General features: G+C 38.4%; 13 protein-coding genes and 1 pseudogene. 2 read left to right on the top strand and 12 right to left on the bottom strand.

Annotated elements, in window-relative coordinates:
* Positions 1–26: 26 nt before the first annotated feature.
* The 6 genes from gyrB to EL087_RS02785 all read right to left on the bottom strand — a co-directional run bounded on the left by gyrB (position 27) and on the right by EL087_RS02785 (position 8,083).
* A complete protein-coding gene (gyrB, locus tag EL087_RS02810) occupies positions 27–1,973 on the bottom strand; it encodes a DNA topoisomerase (ATP-hydrolyzing) subunit B (protein WP_003025329.1) in 1,947 nt (648 codons plus the stop codon).
* A 12-nt stretch (positions 1,974–1,985) separates the two neighbouring features.
* Complete coding sequence (locus EL087_RS02805; RefSeq protein ID WP_003039960.1) at positions 1,986–2,549, bottom strand: HAD-IA family hydrolase; 564 nt, start codon at positions 2,547–2,549, stop codon at positions 1,986–1,988.
* Positions 2,550–2,677: 128 nt separating this feature from the next.
* Positions 2,678–3,226 (bottom strand): DJ-1 family glyoxalase III, encoded by a 549-nt coding sequence (locus EL087_RS02800; protein ID WP_126406735.1) that lies wholly within the window; start codon positions 3,224–3,226, stop codon positions 2,678–2,680.
* A gap of 12 nt (positions 3,227–3,238) precedes the next feature.
* Complete coding sequence (locus EL087_RS02795) at positions 3,239–4,471, bottom strand: FtsW/RodA/SpoVE family cell cycle protein (RefSeq protein WP_126406733.1); 1,233 nt, start codon at positions 4,469–4,471, stop codon at positions 3,239–3,241.
* 47 nt (positions 4,472–4,518) lie between these two features.
* Positions 4,519–5,499 (bottom strand): YeiH family protein, encoded by a 981-nt coding sequence (locus tag EL087_RS02790; RefSeq protein WP_126406731.1) that lies wholly within the window; start codon positions 5,497–5,499, stop codon positions 4,519–4,521.
* Positions 5,500–5,620: 121 nt separating this feature from the next.
* Positions 5,621–8,083 (bottom strand): bifunctional DnaQ family exonuclease/ATP-dependent helicase, encoded by a 2,463-nt coding sequence (locus tag EL087_RS02785; RefSeq protein ID WP_126406729.1) that lies wholly within the window; start codon positions 8,081–8,083, stop codon positions 5,621–5,623.
* A 136-nt stretch (positions 8,084–8,219) separates the two neighbouring features.
* Here EL087_RS02785 and EL087_RS02780 point away from each other — a divergent pair, with 136 nt between their 5' ends.
* Entirely contained in the window at positions 8,220–8,855 is a 636-nt protein-coding gene (locus tag EL087_RS02780; RefSeq protein WP_126406727.1) for an MBL fold metallo-hydrolase, read from the top strand.
* A 92-nt stretch (positions 8,856–8,947) separates the two neighbouring features.
* Here EL087_RS02780 and ftsX read toward each other — a convergent pair whose 3' ends face one another.
* The 4 genes from ftsX to EL087_RS02760 all read right to left on the bottom strand — a co-directional run bounded on the left by ftsX (position 8,948) and on the right by EL087_RS02760 (position 12,768).
* Positions 8,948–9,874 (bottom strand): permease-like cell division protein FtsX, encoded by a 927-nt coding sequence (gene ftsX / locus EL087_RS02775; RefSeq protein WP_126406725.1) that lies wholly within the window; start codon positions 9,872–9,874, stop codon positions 8,948–8,950.
* Positions 9,867–10,559: a cell division ATP-binding protein FtsE gene (gene ftsE / locus EL087_RS02770; protein ID WP_003025346.1), complete on the bottom strand. Its 693-nt coding sequence runs from the start codon at positions 10,557–10,559 to the stop codon at positions 9,867–9,869. Before ftsE ends, ftsX begins: the two co-directional genes overlap by 8 nt.
* Positions 10,560–10,664: 105 nt before the next feature.
* Positions 10,665–11,760, bottom strand: a protein-coding gene (gene prfB, locus EL087_RS02765; protein ID WP_100069422.1) for a peptide chain release factor 2 whose coding sequence is annotated in 2 segments (ribosomal slippage) — positions 10,665–11,687 and positions 11,689–11,760 — 1,095 coding nt in all. Because the reading frame shifts where the segments join, the coding sequence is not laid out codon by codon here.
* A 204-nt stretch (positions 11,761–11,964) separates the two neighbouring features.
* Positions 11,965–12,768, bottom strand: a complete 804-nt coding sequence (locus EL087_RS02760) for a Cof-type HAD-IIB family hydrolase (RefSeq protein ID WP_126406722.1) — start codon at positions 12,766–12,768, stop codon at positions 11,965–11,967.
* A gap of 111 nt (positions 12,769–12,879) precedes the next feature.
* Here EL087_RS02760 and EL087_RS02755 point away from each other — a divergent pair, with 111 nt between their 5' ends.
* On the top strand, positions 12,880–13,737 hold the full coding sequence (locus EL087_RS02755; protein ID WP_126406720.1) for a metallophosphoesterase: 858 nt from the start codon (positions 12,880–12,882) through the stop codon (positions 13,735–13,737).
* Here the strand turns inward: EL087_RS02755 and EL087_RS02750 are convergent.
* Positions 13,734–14,534 carry a DUF2785 domain-containing protein gene (locus tag EL087_RS02750; RefSeq protein WP_126406718.1) on the bottom strand — a complete coding sequence of 267 codons (801 nt, stop codon included), beginning with the start codon at positions 14,532–14,534 and terminating at the stop codon, positions 13,734–13,736. The genes EL087_RS02755 and EL087_RS02750 overlap by 4 nt on opposite strands.
* A 1-nt stretch (position 14,535) precedes the next feature.
* Positions 14,536–14,847: pseudogene (locus EL087_RS02745) on the bottom strand (winged helix-turn-helix transcriptional regulator); the annotation flags it as partial.
* Positions 14,848–14,970: the final 123 nt, after the last annotated feature.

Below are 14,970 nucleotides of genomic sequence, written 5' to 3'. Positions count from 1 at the left end.
GTAAATGTGAATTTTTTCAGATTTTTTTAAACGTCCAATGTACTATATACGGCGTTCTCTTCGATAAATTCACGACGAGGTTCTACACGGTCACCCATTAGCATATCAAAAATCTTGTCCGCTTCTGCTGCATCATCGACTGAGACACGCGCCATTAAGCGATGTTCTGGGTTCATCGTTGTTTCCCAAAGTTGGTGGTCGTCCATTTCTCCCAAGCCTTTGTAACGTTGAATACTTGGTTTAGAACGCCCTTCAGAATAACGCTCCAATGCCAACTGTAGCTCTTCTTCTTGATTGGCTCCGGGCTGGATGTATTCTTTCACTTCACTGCCGACTTTCACACCATAAATAGGCGGTTGAGCAATATAGACATAACCTGCTTCCAAAACAGGCTTCATATAACGATAAATCAACGTCAAAAGAAGGGTTCGGATATGCGCACCATCAACATCGGCATCGGTCATAATGACTAATTTTTGATAACGAGCTTTGCTCACATCAAAATCCGCTCCAAAGCCTGTTCCCATTGCGGTAAAGAGACTACGAATTTCTTCATTGGCTAAAATTTTATCCATGCTAGCTTTTTCAACATTTAAAATCTTACCGCGAATTGGCAAAATAGCCTGAAACTCCCGATTTCGACCAGACTTGGCTGAACCACCAGCTGAATCTCCTTCCACGATAAACAATTCTGTTTCGTGTGGATCATTAGAGGAGCAATCTGCCAATTTACCTGGTAAGTTTGAAATTTCAAGACCTGATTTCTTGCGAGTCACTTCACGTGCACGCTTGGCTGCAATCCGAGCCTTGGACGCCAAAATTCCCTTTTCTACTATCTTCTTAGCAACCGCAGGATTTTCCAAAAGGAAATCTGAGAAAGCTTCGCTAAAGAGACGATTAGTAATTTTAACAACTTCACTATTTCCAAGTTTCGTCTTTGTTTGTCCTTCAAACTGTGGGTTAGGATGTTTTACAGAGATAACAGCTGTTAATCCTTCACGGACATCTTCACCAGTCAGGTTGTCTTCATTTTCTTTCAGAAGCTTATTTTTCTTGGCATAGTCATTGATGACACGTGTGAGCGCTGTACGAAAACCTTGTTCATGCGTCCCACCTTCATGAGTGTGGATATTATTTGCAAAACTCATGACAGTTTCGTGATAGCCTGTTGTATACTGCATAGCTACTTCAACAGTAATATCATCCATTTCTCCGTCTGTATAAATCGGATTTTCAAAGATAACATCTTTATTTTCATTGATATACTGGACGTAGCTAGCAATCCCACCCTCATAATGGTAATCTTTTGTTTGCTCCAAGCCTTCCCGTTTATCGGTAATAGAAATTCGCAGGCCACGATTCAAAAATGCTAGTTCTTGCACCCGTTTATTTAATTTTTCAAAATCAAATTCAACCGTTTCTGTGAAGATTTCTGGGTCTGGTGTAAAATGAACAGTTGTTCCTGTGCGATCAGTCTCGCCGATAATCTCCAGATCCGCTACGACGTGCCCGCGACGGTATTCTTGAAAATGAATCTGACCGTTCTTGTAAACCCGAACATCAAGTTGAGTAGAAAGAGCATTAACCACGGAAGATCCGACACCATGCAATCCTCCAGATACCTTGTACCCGCCACCGCCGAATTTTCCTCCAGCATGAAGAATGGTAAAGACAGTTTCTACCGCAGGACGACCTGTTTTTTCTTGAATATCTACAGGGATTCCACGACCGTCATCAACAACGGTAATCGAATTATCTTTCTCAATAAACACTTGAATATGTGTTGCAAAACCAGCTAATGCCTCATCAATTGAGTTATCTACAATTTCCCAAACAAGATGATGCAGTCCTTCTTTTGAAGTTGAGCCAATATACATCCCTGGACGCATTCGGACAGCTTCCAAACCTTCTAAAACCTGAATTTGACTGGCATCATAATCTTGTGCTTGCAGTTCTTTATTTTCTTCTGACATACGATTCCTTTTCTATATTTTTATAAATTTCTTGAGATTTTCCATATCATCAAAGAGATAAGTTGCAAAGCCAGCTGATTGACCCGCTTCTGTGTCAATTGAACGATCTCCGATGACTAACCCATTCTCAATCTGATACTTATCTTTTAAATAAAGCATTGACTCAGGATTTGGCTTTCTCTTAAAACCACGATTAGAAGTCACCACTTCTGTAAAGTAGCCTGAAATCCCTGTTTTATCAAGAATCTCTAAAACCTGATCATTCCGATGAGAAATCAGAAAATTACGCCCTCCTTGTGCAACGATATTCTTGAGCAAATCTGCAGCACCTTCAAATAATACTGGATGAGCTAACTCTCTTGCTTCATTCACTTTATAAGTTTGTAAAAATGCAGGAATGTTGGGCGCAAATTGAGCAACTGCATAGGGAGTGGAAATCTTCAGCGCTTTATAAACATCATCATGATTAGCTTGAATCCCAAAACCAGCTAACGTTTCTACAAATGCAGCCGTTGACGTCTCGTAATTATTGAGGAGAGTCCCTCCTAAATCCCAAATATAATCTTGATAATCCATACTTTTTATTATAACATATTTTTGTAAAAAATTGCTGTTAAAACAGATAGGAAAGCCTATTTTAGACATGAATTTTCATAAAAAAACTTACTTGGATCATTCCAAATAAGTTTTAGTATCATAGACAATCAATCACCGTAAACATCATTGTAAAGCATCGCCGTTGCAAGCTGCTCACTGTCTCCGCCTAACTGATGAACCAACTCATAAGCAAAAGCTAGAGCAGTTGCAGGTCCTCGGCTAGTAATCACTTTCCCGTCAACAACGACGGTTTGCTTGATATAAATGCCAGAATCAATATCTGACTCGATACCATCGTAACAGGTAAACTGTTTGTCCCTTAAAATACCTGCACGATTGAGTGCAATCGGTGCTGCGCAAATGGCAGCTATCCACTTGCCTTCTTCCTGCATCTTTTGTAGAGCTGACATCAAACGATCATCATCTCGCAAATTTGTCGCACCAGGCATTCCTCCCGGCAGTACCACTAAGTCATAATCCTCTAACTTTCCAGTCCAAACCTTATCTGCTTGAACTGAAATACCATGAGAACCTGTTACCGCTTTTTCAAATCCAATCATGTCACATAGGATTCCTGCACGGCGAAGAACATCCACAACCGTCAATGCTTCAATTTCTTCAAAGCCATTGGCTAACATAACAGCTACTTTTGTCATTTTTCTTCTCCTTTATTTTAATCGTTTTAAAACCACTTTTTTACGTCTTTGAGGATAGCGTATCTTTTTTTCATCTGTGAGATTATTTTGATAACTCATTGAAAGTAAGAGCCCGACCCCGATTAAATTACTAATAATGGAAGATCCACCTTGAGAAATGAATGGAAGCGGAATCCCTGTTAGAGGTAAAATCCCTGTTACTGCTCCGATATTTTCAAAAATATGAAAGAGCAGCATCATGATGAAACCGGTTGAAATATATGTATAAAATTGATTATTTGATTTCAGCGTAATTTTTAGCATGCGATAAATCAAGAGCAGATACAAGGCAATCACAATCGTTGCACCGACAAAACCAAAATCTTCTGCAATGACAGTAAAAATCATATCACTTTCACGTACAGGCACCAATAGATTGGATACATTAAACCCTTGTCCCCAGAGACCACCACTACCAATTGCTATTTGACCTTGTGCCTGTTGATAAGTAGTGGTTTGAGCGTAGTCAAACGGATTCAGCCAAGCCAAAATACGGTTGATCTGATAAGTTGGCATCCCAATTTGGTGCAAAAAAGCTCGCCCGTCTTTTGAAATGAAGATAAGTAAAAAGCCACCGCCTACAACCAGAACGGTCAAAACAACTGGTACAATGATTTTCCAAGACACACCTGATAAGAGGACAATTCCTGAAAAGATTGCGATAAAGACTAATGCTGTCCCTAGGTCACTCTGCAATACCAATAAAATCAGAACGGGTAAGGTATAAAGGGCTAACTCAAAAATCAGGAAGAAGTCCAATTGAACCGTTCGCTCTCTATCTTTATAGCGCTGTAAAAAATTAACAACAACTCGTGACAGCATCAGAATATAAGAAATTTTCATAAATTCAGACGGTTGAAACAAGGTCACACGCCCTATAGTCACCCAGTTTTTTGCTCCTGTTGAAGCGACTAATTCTGAACTATAAAAAATGAGCGGAAGCACCATCAACACTAAGCCAAATACATATAAGTATGGCGTTATTTGCCAAAGAAATTTTGTATTGAATAGCATGATAACCAAACTGATAACTGTCCCTAGAGCAATCCAAGCAATCTGCTGCCCTACAATTGGCCAAACGTTTTTGGGATAATCATGACTAACAGCAATATAAATGGCCATAACGCCAATGAAAAGCAAACAAAATACTGGTAATATTAAACTATAATCCACTCGCGAATCAATCGAGCGTTTTTGATAAGGCATATCTCCTCCAACATACGTAATAAATGTCAGTCACTTTTAAAGCACTTTTATGAGAAAAAGTATTGAATGATTAAGCTAGATACAGCAACCGCGAACCAAGCAAAGGCTCCTGTCAATAGTGGCGCTGCACCTGCTTTTCTAAATTGCCCAAAGGATACTCTCGCACCAATTCCAGCAAGAGCCATTGCCATGAGCCATTGTGACAAGAACTTCGTTGCAGGAACGAGCGAACTTGGAAAAATCCCAACACTAGTAACAATAGACGCCATGACAAACCACAAAATAAACCAAGGAAAAATTTTCTTTAAATTAACTTTTTGATGACTGCTTTTTGAGCGTACATATCGGACTCCTGCAAAGATAAGACAGGCTGGTACAATCATTAAAGCACGGCTGAGCTTCACAATCGTTGCTAAATCTCCTGCTGACTGACTGTAAGTATAACCCGCTGCTACAACAGATGATGTATCATTGATAGCTGTTCCTGCCCACGTTCCAAATGTTACATCATTCATGTGCATGAGATGTCCCAAAAAAGGGAAAATAAAGACCGCTAAAATGTTAAAAAAGAAAATTGTGGAAATAGATAAAGCAATCTCTTCATCTTTTGCTTCTAAAATCGGCGAAGCTGCTGCAATGGCAGAACCACCACAAATAGCCGTTCCAAATCCAATTAAAGTAGTTAGAACTTTGCCCATTCCCAGCAGACGTCCTACCACATAAGCTGAAATAAAAGCAATCAGTATAGTTAAAATGCTAATTTTTAAAGAGGAGATGCCTGTAGCAGAAACCCGACCAATGGACATACTAAACCCCAGCAAAATAATGGAATATTGCAGTAATTTCTTACCTGAATAAGCTAGACCAGCATGATAAATCTTCTTTATATGAAAAAGATTATTAGCTAGAATTCCCAAAAGAATGGCAAAAACACTAGAGCCAATCAAGGGGAATAAATTTCCCAAAACCGTTGCTACTGTTGCTAGTACAAATGCAAATCTAAGTCCTGGAAGATATTTTTGATACATATCGAACCTTCTTTCTTTGTGTTTCTATTATAACAAAATTTAAAACTAGCAGCAGAGGAAATTACCATTTTTAGCAAAAAACTCAGTTAAAAAGTGAACTGAGTTTTCTAATGGGGTAAAATTACACCGTTTCCTTCTTCTTCAAAAATTGCTCAATTTCTGTTGGAATTTTTTTCATACTGGTGACGGATATTGGAGCAATTTTTTCCAAGGCTGTCTGAATTTGCCGTCCGTAACGTTTGGTTAACATGCGATTGTCTAAAATGACGACTGCTGACTGCTGCTCTTGGTGTCGAATTGTACGTCCCAAAGCCTGTTTTAGGCGTAAAATCGCAACAGGTAAACTATAATCATAAAAAGGATTCTTGCCTTCTTGCCGCAATTTGCGGTTGAGTTTTTGCGTAAAGAAATCGCTCGGATTATCAAATGGAATCCGTGTAATGACTTCAATCATTTGCTTCTGACTAGAGAAATCTGTTCCCTCCCAAAAACTGCCCGACCCCAATAAAATACTGCTTTCCCCTCTGTCAAAACGTCGTTTAATATTAGCCGCTTCACCATTCTTATACTGGGCTAAGTGTGGCAAGCGCAAACGTTCCGAAACAGCTAACAACAACGCTTTCGATGTGAATAAAACGAGAAGTGGAACTTCCTGAGTAGCTAATTTATGAACCCATTTGACAATCAATTCTGCATAAATGTCCACATCCAAGTCTACAACATTTGGAAAATTCTTATCCAACCATATTTTCTGCTGATGTTTCTGCTTTTGTGGTAACTGATAAAATGGCGCATTTTCAAAACCAAGTAAATGCGCTAAATGCACTTTTTTACTGATTTCAAGCGTGGCTGAAACGAATAAGACTTGAACCTCTTCAGGCAGCAAAGCTCGAAAATCTAGCACTTCTAGGCAAGCGGCTTCCAACATCGTCACTCGATAATCATCGAACTGCTCTTCTTTTAACCAGAACTGGTCATATTTTGTGGCAAAAATAGTGCGTAAATCAGCAAGAGAGCTTTGATCTAACTCTGATAAATCTTGTCGGAGTTTGGAACAAGTTTCTTTCGTTAGCTCATTTTTCTTGTAGCGTTGAAATTGTTCCACTGCATGAGTCAATTCAAATTGAATATCCTCTATTAACCGACGTTGCAAAATGGTATCTGTTGTTTCAAGTTCCGATTGAATTTGTTGCAAGCATTTTGTCATATTGAGGGATTTTCGAGAGAGATTTTCCAAAACTAAAAACAACTTCTGAGCTTCATCCACAATCAAAAGCCGATTCTCCACAATGGATTTATCATCTTCTAACCGCGTCAAAAAATAAGCATGATTGGTCACTAATACACGACTGCGTTTGGACTTTTCTTGACCTTTTTGCCAAAAATCTGCACCATAAAAGAGGGATTTTTTGCTCAATTTTCCATCATGAAGCACCTGTTGAAAATAGGTCTGATAGCGATGTCGTTGACCAATTTCATCCAAATCACCAGATTCTGTTTCTGTGAGCCAAACTAAAAGCAACATCTTGCAACGATTGACCAAACGATTGTCATCTACCCGCTGCAAACTGTCATAAAAGAAGTCAAGCTTCAAATAATTGGCAGGACTTTTCAAGCTATGAACAGAAAGATGAAAGATTTCTTCTAACTTTTGTCCTTCATTTGCCACAATCTGGTCCTGCAACACTTTCGTAGGAACTGTTACCAGAATTTGCTTGCTCGTTTGAGCCAAAGCAGGAAGCAAGTAACCATAGGTCTTGCCTAAACCTGTCTGAGCTTGTAAAAAACTTGGTTGCTGACTTTTCAAAGCCTGTTCCACATCATGTGCAAACTCATCTTGTTCTTTTCGCTCCTCTAAATCCAGCAAATTGATGTTATGAGTGAAATTTTTGGACAATTTCCTCGCTTTTTGGATTTTTTTACTTTTTCTAAGAAAAATTCCCTGCCACTTCATCAAATCACGGCAAGTTATGTCCGACATTTGGTTAAAAGCATCTTCTATCGCTAAGCGTGATTCGTAAATCAAACTATCCGAAAATTTCAACAAATACTCTACCAATTCTTTTGGAAGTTTTTGAATTTTTTCTTGTATTTTTAAAAATAATGTAGCCGTTGCTGAGGCATCCGCAAGTGCTGTATGCGCATGTTTCAAAGGAATATCTAACTGCTCACATAATATTCCTAGATTGTATTTTTCAAACGTTGGGAAAAAGACTTGTGCAAGCTCTACCGTATCTACCCTCGGAGTCACCAATTCAAATCCTTCCCAAAAGAGAGCTTCTGCTAATAAATTAGCATCAAATTTCACATTATGCGCCACAAAAATGGCATCTTCAATCAACTCATAAATCTCACGAGCCACTTGAGAAAAGTCTGGCGCCTTTCTCAATCGCTTATCTGTCAATCCTGTCAATTGGCGAATATGCGGATCTAACTTTTCATGAGGATTCACATCGGTTTCATAAGTTTTGACAATCTGACCATTTTCAATCAGCACAATCCCGACTTGAATAATTTTTGCATTGCTGCTGGCACTCGTCGCCTCTAAATCTACCACAGCATATTTTCTTTTTTCTTGTGTCATATTAGAAAAATTATACCATAAATCCAACTATTTCGTATCACGTTTTATGCCTTATTTTCCCTTGATAAATAGCTTGATATTTCTTTTATGTCATTTTTCATATTTTTTGCTAAACTATGAAGTGAAAGGAGTTCTCATGATAACAATTCATAAAACTTTAAACGCTCAAGCATACGAAAATACTTATTATTTAGAAAATGAGCATCACCTTATCGTAGTTGATCCAGGTAGTGACTGGGATAAAATTGCAACAAAAATCCAAGAAATCAATAAGCCAATTACAGCTATTTTGCTGACCCATACTCATTACGATCATATTATGAGTGTTGATTTAGTTCGTCAACATTTTGGACATCCACCTGTCTATGTCGCTGAAAGTGAAGCAACTTGGCTTTACACTCCGGAGTATAATCTATCTGGACTAGCTCGCCACCAAGATATTGATAACATCATTCTCCAGCCTGCCGATGTCTTTTTTGACTATCATAGTCCTTACAGTCTAGATGATTTTTATTTTTACGTCGTACCAACACCAGGACATTCAATCGGTGGTGTTTCAATCATCTTTCCTAACGAGCACTTTGTTTTAACTGGCGATGCTTTATTCTGCGAATCAATTGGTCGAACGGACCTCTATACTGGAAATATAGAACAACTCATTTCTAGCATCAAAAACGAGTTGCTGACCTTGCCTGATTATGATGTTTATCCTGGGCATGGTCCTCAAACCACCATTGTTCATGAAAAAATGTTTAATCCATTTTTGCATTAAAAAAGCCCTAAATGAACTGCGTCTCAAAAGTTAGGTTTTTCTATCTAACTTTCGGGTCAGGGTTCAATAGGGTTTTTATTATCACTTCTTTTTTAAATTTTCAAGAATCGTCTCATTGAGAGAACCGAGCCAAATGCTCCGATGATAATTCCTACTACAAAAAGGAAAGAAATCATCAATGGAATAAAGGTTTTGGGTACAATCATTGAAAGATTTTGACTAGCAAGAGATGGATTAAATGACTTATAGGCCATTTCGTAAATAAAATAGACCAAGCCAGCTGGAACAACTGCTCCAAGCAAGCCAATCCAAGCTCCTTCTAACAAGAACGGACCTCGAATGTAACTGTTTTTTGCTCCCACTAGACGCATGATTTGAATTTCACGACTGCGCGAAATAATCGTAATCCGAATAGTATTTGAAATCAAGAAAACAGCAATAAAGACTAAGAGGAGCGCTCCTACAATTCCCCACGTACGGATAAAATTAGCTAACGCAAAAATACGTTTTGTATTGACTCCACCGTACTCTACTTCAGAGACCCCTTCCACTTTCTTCGCATTGCTTGCTACAGAGGTAACGTATTTGGGGTCAGTTGTATCGACAATATAAGCGTCATGCAGGGGATTGGCATCTCCTTCAAAGAGTTTCCAATCTTTACCCATGACTTCTGTTAGTTTCTTTAATTGTTCTTGCTTGCTAGAAAATGTTACTGATTTCACATTTGACATTTTGTTGAGGGCATCATATACCTTATGGTAGTCCTCATTTTTGACTGTTTGACCTTCTTTTGTAATGGTCTCTTCATTGTCTGCTGTATCTGGTCGCATATAGACCATAACTCGCACATTATTTTCAATATCTGTTGCTAGCTTCGCCGTGTTTAAAATGACTGACACAAAGATTGCGACTAACCCTAGTGTAATCATCACGGAGCTGACTGCAGCAACTGTCATCCAACCATTTCGCTTCAAACTTTTGAGCGATTCAAGCAGGTGACTTAAAAATCTACTATTCATCGTATCCGTATTCTCCTTTTGCTTCATCACGCACCACACGACCATTTTCGATGGCAATAACGCGGTGACGCAAAGTATTTACAATTTGGCTATTGTGGGTCGCCATTAGAACAGTCGTCCCTTGCAGGTTAATTCGCTCCAGTAGATTCATGATTTCCCACGAATTATCTGGATCCAAATTCCCTGTCGGTTCATCGGCAATCAAAACTTTAGGATTGTTCACAATCGCACGTGCAATGGCAATCCGTTGTTGCTCACCACCTGATAACTCATTTGGAAAAGAGCGAACTTTATGTTTCAAACCAACCAAATCCAGCACTTCCATAACACGCTTTTTAATATTGCGACGACGCTCACCGATAACTTCCATGGCGTAAGCGATATTTTCATACACCGTCTTTTTGGGTAGCAATTTATAATCTTGGAAAACGACGCCAACATTACGACGCAACATTGGAATATCACGTTTTTTAATTTTAGCAAGATTAAAGCCAGCAACTTGCAGACTTCCCTTATCAACTTTCACTTCACGATACAATAATCGAATAAAAGTTGATTTCCCAGCTCCAGAAGGTCCTACAATGTAGGTGAATTCTCCTGGCTCTACTTCAATGGACACACCACGCAGGGCTGTTGTCCCATTGTCATATTTTTTGACAACATCTCTCATTTCAATAATTGACATTTATTGTTAAGAGTTCCTTTCGTAAGATAGTTGAGGGAGTGGGAGAAGTGACCATGATTGCATTGCAATTATAGTTGTCTATGCCACTCTCGTAAATTTTAATATTTAGTTTAACCGCCATTTCAAGTAGGCATCGATGAAGCCATCAATATCTCCATCCATGACTTTGTCGACCTGTGCGACTTCAAAGCCTGTCCGATGATCTTTGACCATCGTGTAAGGAGTAAAGACATAAGAGCGAATTTGACTTCCCCAAGAAATTTCTTTTTTGTCTCCCTTTAAGGAATCCACTTCAGCTGCTTTCTTTTCTTGCTCCATTTGGTAGAGTTTCGCTTGAAGCAATTTCATTGCCCGATCACGGTTTCCATATTGTGTGCGGTCAACAGTGGATTGTGTCACAATTCCCGTTGGTATGTGGGTTAAACGAACACCAGTTGAAACTTTGTTGACATTTTGTCCGCCGGCACCACCGGAACGGAAAGTATCCATCTTGATGTCTTCGTCTCGCACCTCAATTTCAATCGTATCATCCAACTCCGGCATGACTTCCACTGAAGTAAAAGAAGTGTGACGACGTTTAGCTGAATCAAATGGCGAAATGCGTACCAATCGATGAACTCCCATTTCAGACTTCAACAAACCATAGGCATGAGGACCCTCAAAAGACAAGGTAACAGACTTAATCCCCGCTTCATCTCCCGCTTGATAGTCCAATACTTCAACCTTGAAACCATGAGCATTGCCAAAGCGTGTATACATCCGCAGCAACATATCCCCCCAGTCTTGAGCTTCTGTTCCACCAGAGCCTGGATGAATTTCAAGGATAGCATTGTTATTATCATAAGGTTCCGACAAGAGGAGTGTCATTTCATAGCTGGTCATTTTTGTTTCCAACTCTGCTAATTTTTCTTCCAACTCTTCCTGTACAGAATCATCCTCCGCTAGAAAATCAAGCAAAATCTCTGATTCGTCAAATAAATCAGCCATTTGCTGGAAGTTATCATAGGTTTGCTTGAGTTCGTTTAATTCTTGAGATGTTTTTTGCGCCGCAATATTATCATCCCAAAAATCAGGTTCTGTCATCTTATTTTCTAAGATTGCAATTTCTTCTTCCAGACCTTCTAAGTCAAAGAGACCCCCTGAAAGAAGCTAATTTTTCACGATTTGCGTCAATTTTTTGACGAATTTCTGAAATATCCATACTTACCTCTTTTCACATATCGTTTTATTATATCACAAGTCAGTATTTTTTTCTAATTTCTGACAGAGTCCAATAATAGTTATTGTATAAAATTTCTAATTCTGAATCAAGAAATTTCGTTCTTTGTTACATGATTGTTAGATAGGTTGCCGTCTGGCTAAAAATATTAAGAGGTTAGATACGTCAAAATGACATTCATGATAGTCACCCCTTTACAACCTTTCGCTCTAGAATTTCTAAAACGCCTGATTCTTGATCGCTTGGTGCTTGATGCATTGCTGTTTTCTTGACCTTTTCAGGAGCATTTGCCATCGCATAGCTGTGACCTACATAAGCTAGCATTTCTATGTCATTTCCACCGTCGCCAAAAGCCATCATCTCCTGTGGTGAAATATCAAAATGCTGATTAAGGAATTCAAGAGCAGAGCCTTTATGAACGCCTCTTTGAATAATATCAATTAAACCGTGTCCGCTTGAAACTGCCTGAACGAGTTGACCAGTAGCTTGATTTAACTTTTCAAGAAGTTGGTTTGTTTTTTCTTCTGGCACCAATAAGGCTAATTTGACAAAATCATCTTCTGGCAAATCCTGAAAATTAGAGATTTCTTTCAAAGTATGGTAATAAATTGCAATTTCTTCTTTGTACTGTTTGGGTGCTGACTTGAACAAATAAGCAGAATGAAGTCCGCAAAGAGTTGTTGCATTTTCTAAGTCTTCTGACACAAGCACATCTAAAACTTTTTCAATCTCTGTTCTAGCAATTTTTGCTTCTCGTAATAGCTTATCACCCTCAAAAATTAGTGCTCCATTTTCTGAAACAATGATCAACTCCTCCTGATGTTTTGGAAAAAATGAAGCCAGTTGGGCATACTGATTGCCTGAAATGACGACCACTTTTATGTCTTTGTCTTGCAATGCTCGATAAATTTTCTCAAAGCGCTCCACATCATAGGTATTGTCAGAGCGAAGAAATGTACCGTCTATGTCAAATGCTACTAATTTTATCATCTGCAGACCTCCACTTACTTCTATTTTACACCAAAAGACTTAAACTTTCCTATGATTTTTGGCGAAAAATTTATTTTTTTCATTGTCCCTCAAATATGCTACACTAGGAGCATGACAAATTTAGCATTTATGAGCGCTCTTCATTTGGATTCAAACCAATTTACCGATGAAGACATCACCATTTTGATTGATTTACTAAAAAAGAAAAAAGTTGACCACATTCACTTTGCAGGGGATCTATCTAATGACTTTGAGCATATTAGTTTACCTTTTTTACAAAAACTCAAAAAATCCTTCTCCGTTTCTTACAATTTAGGCAATCATGACATGCTAGGAATGACAGAAGACGACATTCAACAGCACAATTTCAATGTACAATCATTTGGACAGACTCAGTTTATTAGCCTAGCAGGTTGGTATGACTATGGCTTCGTTCCCGAAAAAACACCTGAAGAACACAAACGAACCAAGCAATTTTTCTGGTTTGATAGACGATTGAACCGCAACACTGATGACCCTATACTCACTCAACAGACCCTAGAACAACTTGAGAGAATTTTGGCTTCTCTGAATGGTCCTATTATCCTAGCTATGCATTTTGTTCCTCACAAAGATTTTCTTTACAATCACCCTTATTTTCAGCGTTTTAATGCTTTTCTGGGCAGTCAAGCCTTTCATAATCTCTTTGTCAAATATGGTGTGAAAGATGTTGTCTTTGGTCATCTTCACCACCGCCACTCCGCTCGAATGATTGACGGTGTCTGCTATCATACAAGACCTCTTGGTTACATCCGCGAATGGCAGTTGACCCAACAATTCTTCGAGGATTATCCTCAATACAAAATATCTCAAATGTACCGTCTCCACAAACGCTATAATGCAGTAAAAGACTTATCTCTTTTCCAATCATATAAGAAAAAGCACCTCCAAAAAGAACTAGAAGATGCACTTGTCATTTTTGATATTTAGTACGAAAACAACTGAATAGCTTCTCTTAGCTCGTCTGAGAGAGCTTTTTCTTTGTCTAACTGAAGATAAACTTCTAACAAGCATGAACGAGCATTAGAAAATTGTAAGAAGTCTGTTGAATTTTCTAGTGGAAAGTCAAGTGAAGTTAACCAAGCTGCAACTCTGGTTTGTGAGAGTCTATCATTTAAAACAGCCTGATAGATGACTCGTGCCAAACGCCAGTCCTCATCACTGATAAAACGCCAATTCACTTTTTTAAAAATCTTTTCTAATACTTGTAGAACTTCATTTACTCGTGTTATAGGAAAATCTGGGTGACAAATAATCTCAACTAAAAGATCTGCACCATGAGCAAAGGCATGCACCCAACCATATTCTTCAGAATAGCCAGTCCTATCATTTTCATACAGCAAATAAGACATTCCTTGTTCAAATAGAGCCATTCTTTGCTGACTAGAAAGTCTTTTAAAATAAAGTGAATTTTTCTTAGCATCCGCATTTAGCAAATTAGCTAATAATAAAGCCGTAAAAGATCGAGTCAGAGTCGCTTGACCAACCTCTTCTTTTTTATACAAGAGTCCTTGTCGTTTTAGAGCCTCAATCGCTACAAAATCAAACTGTTCCTTTGTAAATAGTTGCTCTTGTATGGCTCTAGCTAGAGTAACGAAAATCAACTCATCTCGTATTTTATAATCAGGATGACCGATATAATCTAACATCCAAAGAATTTCTTCCCTTTCATAACGCACTTGATTATCAAGTAACTTCTGCTGTAAACTATCTTTTATTCTTACCATTTTATTCCTCGGTTAAGATGAAGAACTCACCATCCTGTTTAGGAAACTGTCCACAAATACTATTATTAATATCATCAGGCGCTAAATACTTTTTTGACCATTGACATATCATTTCAAAAATTGGTATCACAGGCTCTGCTTTTTCTGTCAACTGATAAGTAACGCGCATAGGGATTTCATTATATTGTCGTCTTTCCACCATATTATTTTTCAAAGTTCTAGAGAGAACAGTATCTGTAATATCTAGCATTTCTGCTTTTAGTTCATTATAGCGCAATGAACCTTTGATAAAAAGAATACAAATAATGCGCGAATTCCATTTTCCTCAAAAGATATCTAACCCATACTCTAATGGACAGCGGAGTTTTCTTTCGATTTTTCGTTGATACATATCTGCCTCCTTACAAAATAGTTAGTTACTCACTAATTTGGTAAC

The organism is Streptococcus milleri (assembly GCF_900636525.1).
In the GTDB taxonomy this organism is placed as follows: domain Bacteria; phylum Bacillota; class Bacilli; order Lactobacillales; family Streptococcaceae; genus Streptococcus; species Streptococcus hominis.
This window is presented reverse-complemented; position numbering and strand designations above follow the sequence as displayed.

What these genes read in the sequence shown, in the direction of transcription:
- EL087_RS02795 (WP_126406733.1), bottom strand. Translation starts at nt 4,471, where the DNA reads ATGCCTTATCAAAAACGCTCGATTGATTCGCGAGTGGATTATAGTTTA.
- EL087_RS02755 (WP_126406720.1), top strand. Translation starts at nt 12,880, where the DNA reads ATGACAAATTTAGCATTTATGAGCGCTCTTCATTTGGATTCAAACCAA.
- EL087_RS02750 (WP_126406718.1), bottom strand. Translation starts at nt 14,534, where the DNA reads ATGGTAAGAATAAAAGATAGTTTACAGCAGAAGTTACTTGATAATCAA.
- EL087_RS02785 (WP_126406729.1), bottom strand. Translation starts at nt 8,083, where the DNA reads ATGACACAAGAAAAAAGAAAATATGCTGTGGTAGATTTAGAGGCGACG.
- EL087_RS02790 (WP_126406731.1), bottom strand. Translation starts at nt 5,499, where the DNA reads ATGTATCAAAAATATCTTCCAGGACTTAGATTTGCATTTGTACTAGCA.
- EL087_RS02805 (WP_003039960.1), bottom strand. Translation starts at nt 2,549, where the DNA reads ATGGATTATCAAGATTATATTTGGGATTTAGGAGGGACTCTCCTCAAT.
- EL087_RS02760 (WP_126406722.1), bottom strand. Translation starts at nt 12,768, where the DNA reads ATGATAAAATTAGTAGCATTTGACATAGACGGTACATTTCTTCGCTCT.
- gyrB (WP_003025329.1), bottom strand. Translation starts at nt 1,973, where the DNA reads ATGTCAGAAGAAAATAAAGAACTGCAAGCACAAGATTATGATGCCAGT.
- ftsX (WP_126406725.1), bottom strand. Translation starts at nt 9,874, where the DNA reads ATGAATAGTAGATTTTTAAGTCACCTGCTTGAATCGCTCAAAAGTTTG.
- ftsE (WP_003025346.1), bottom strand. Translation starts at nt 10,559, where the DNA reads ATGTCAATTATTGAAATGAGAGATGTTGTCAAAAAATATGACAATGGG.
- EL087_RS02780 (WP_126406727.1), top strand. Translation starts at nt 8,220, where the DNA reads ATGATAACAATTCATAAAACTTTAAACGCTCAAGCATACGAAAATACT.
- EL087_RS02800 (WP_126406735.1), bottom strand. Translation starts at nt 3,226, where the DNA reads ATGACAAAAGTAGCTGTTATGTTAGCCAATGGCTTTGAAGAAATTGAA.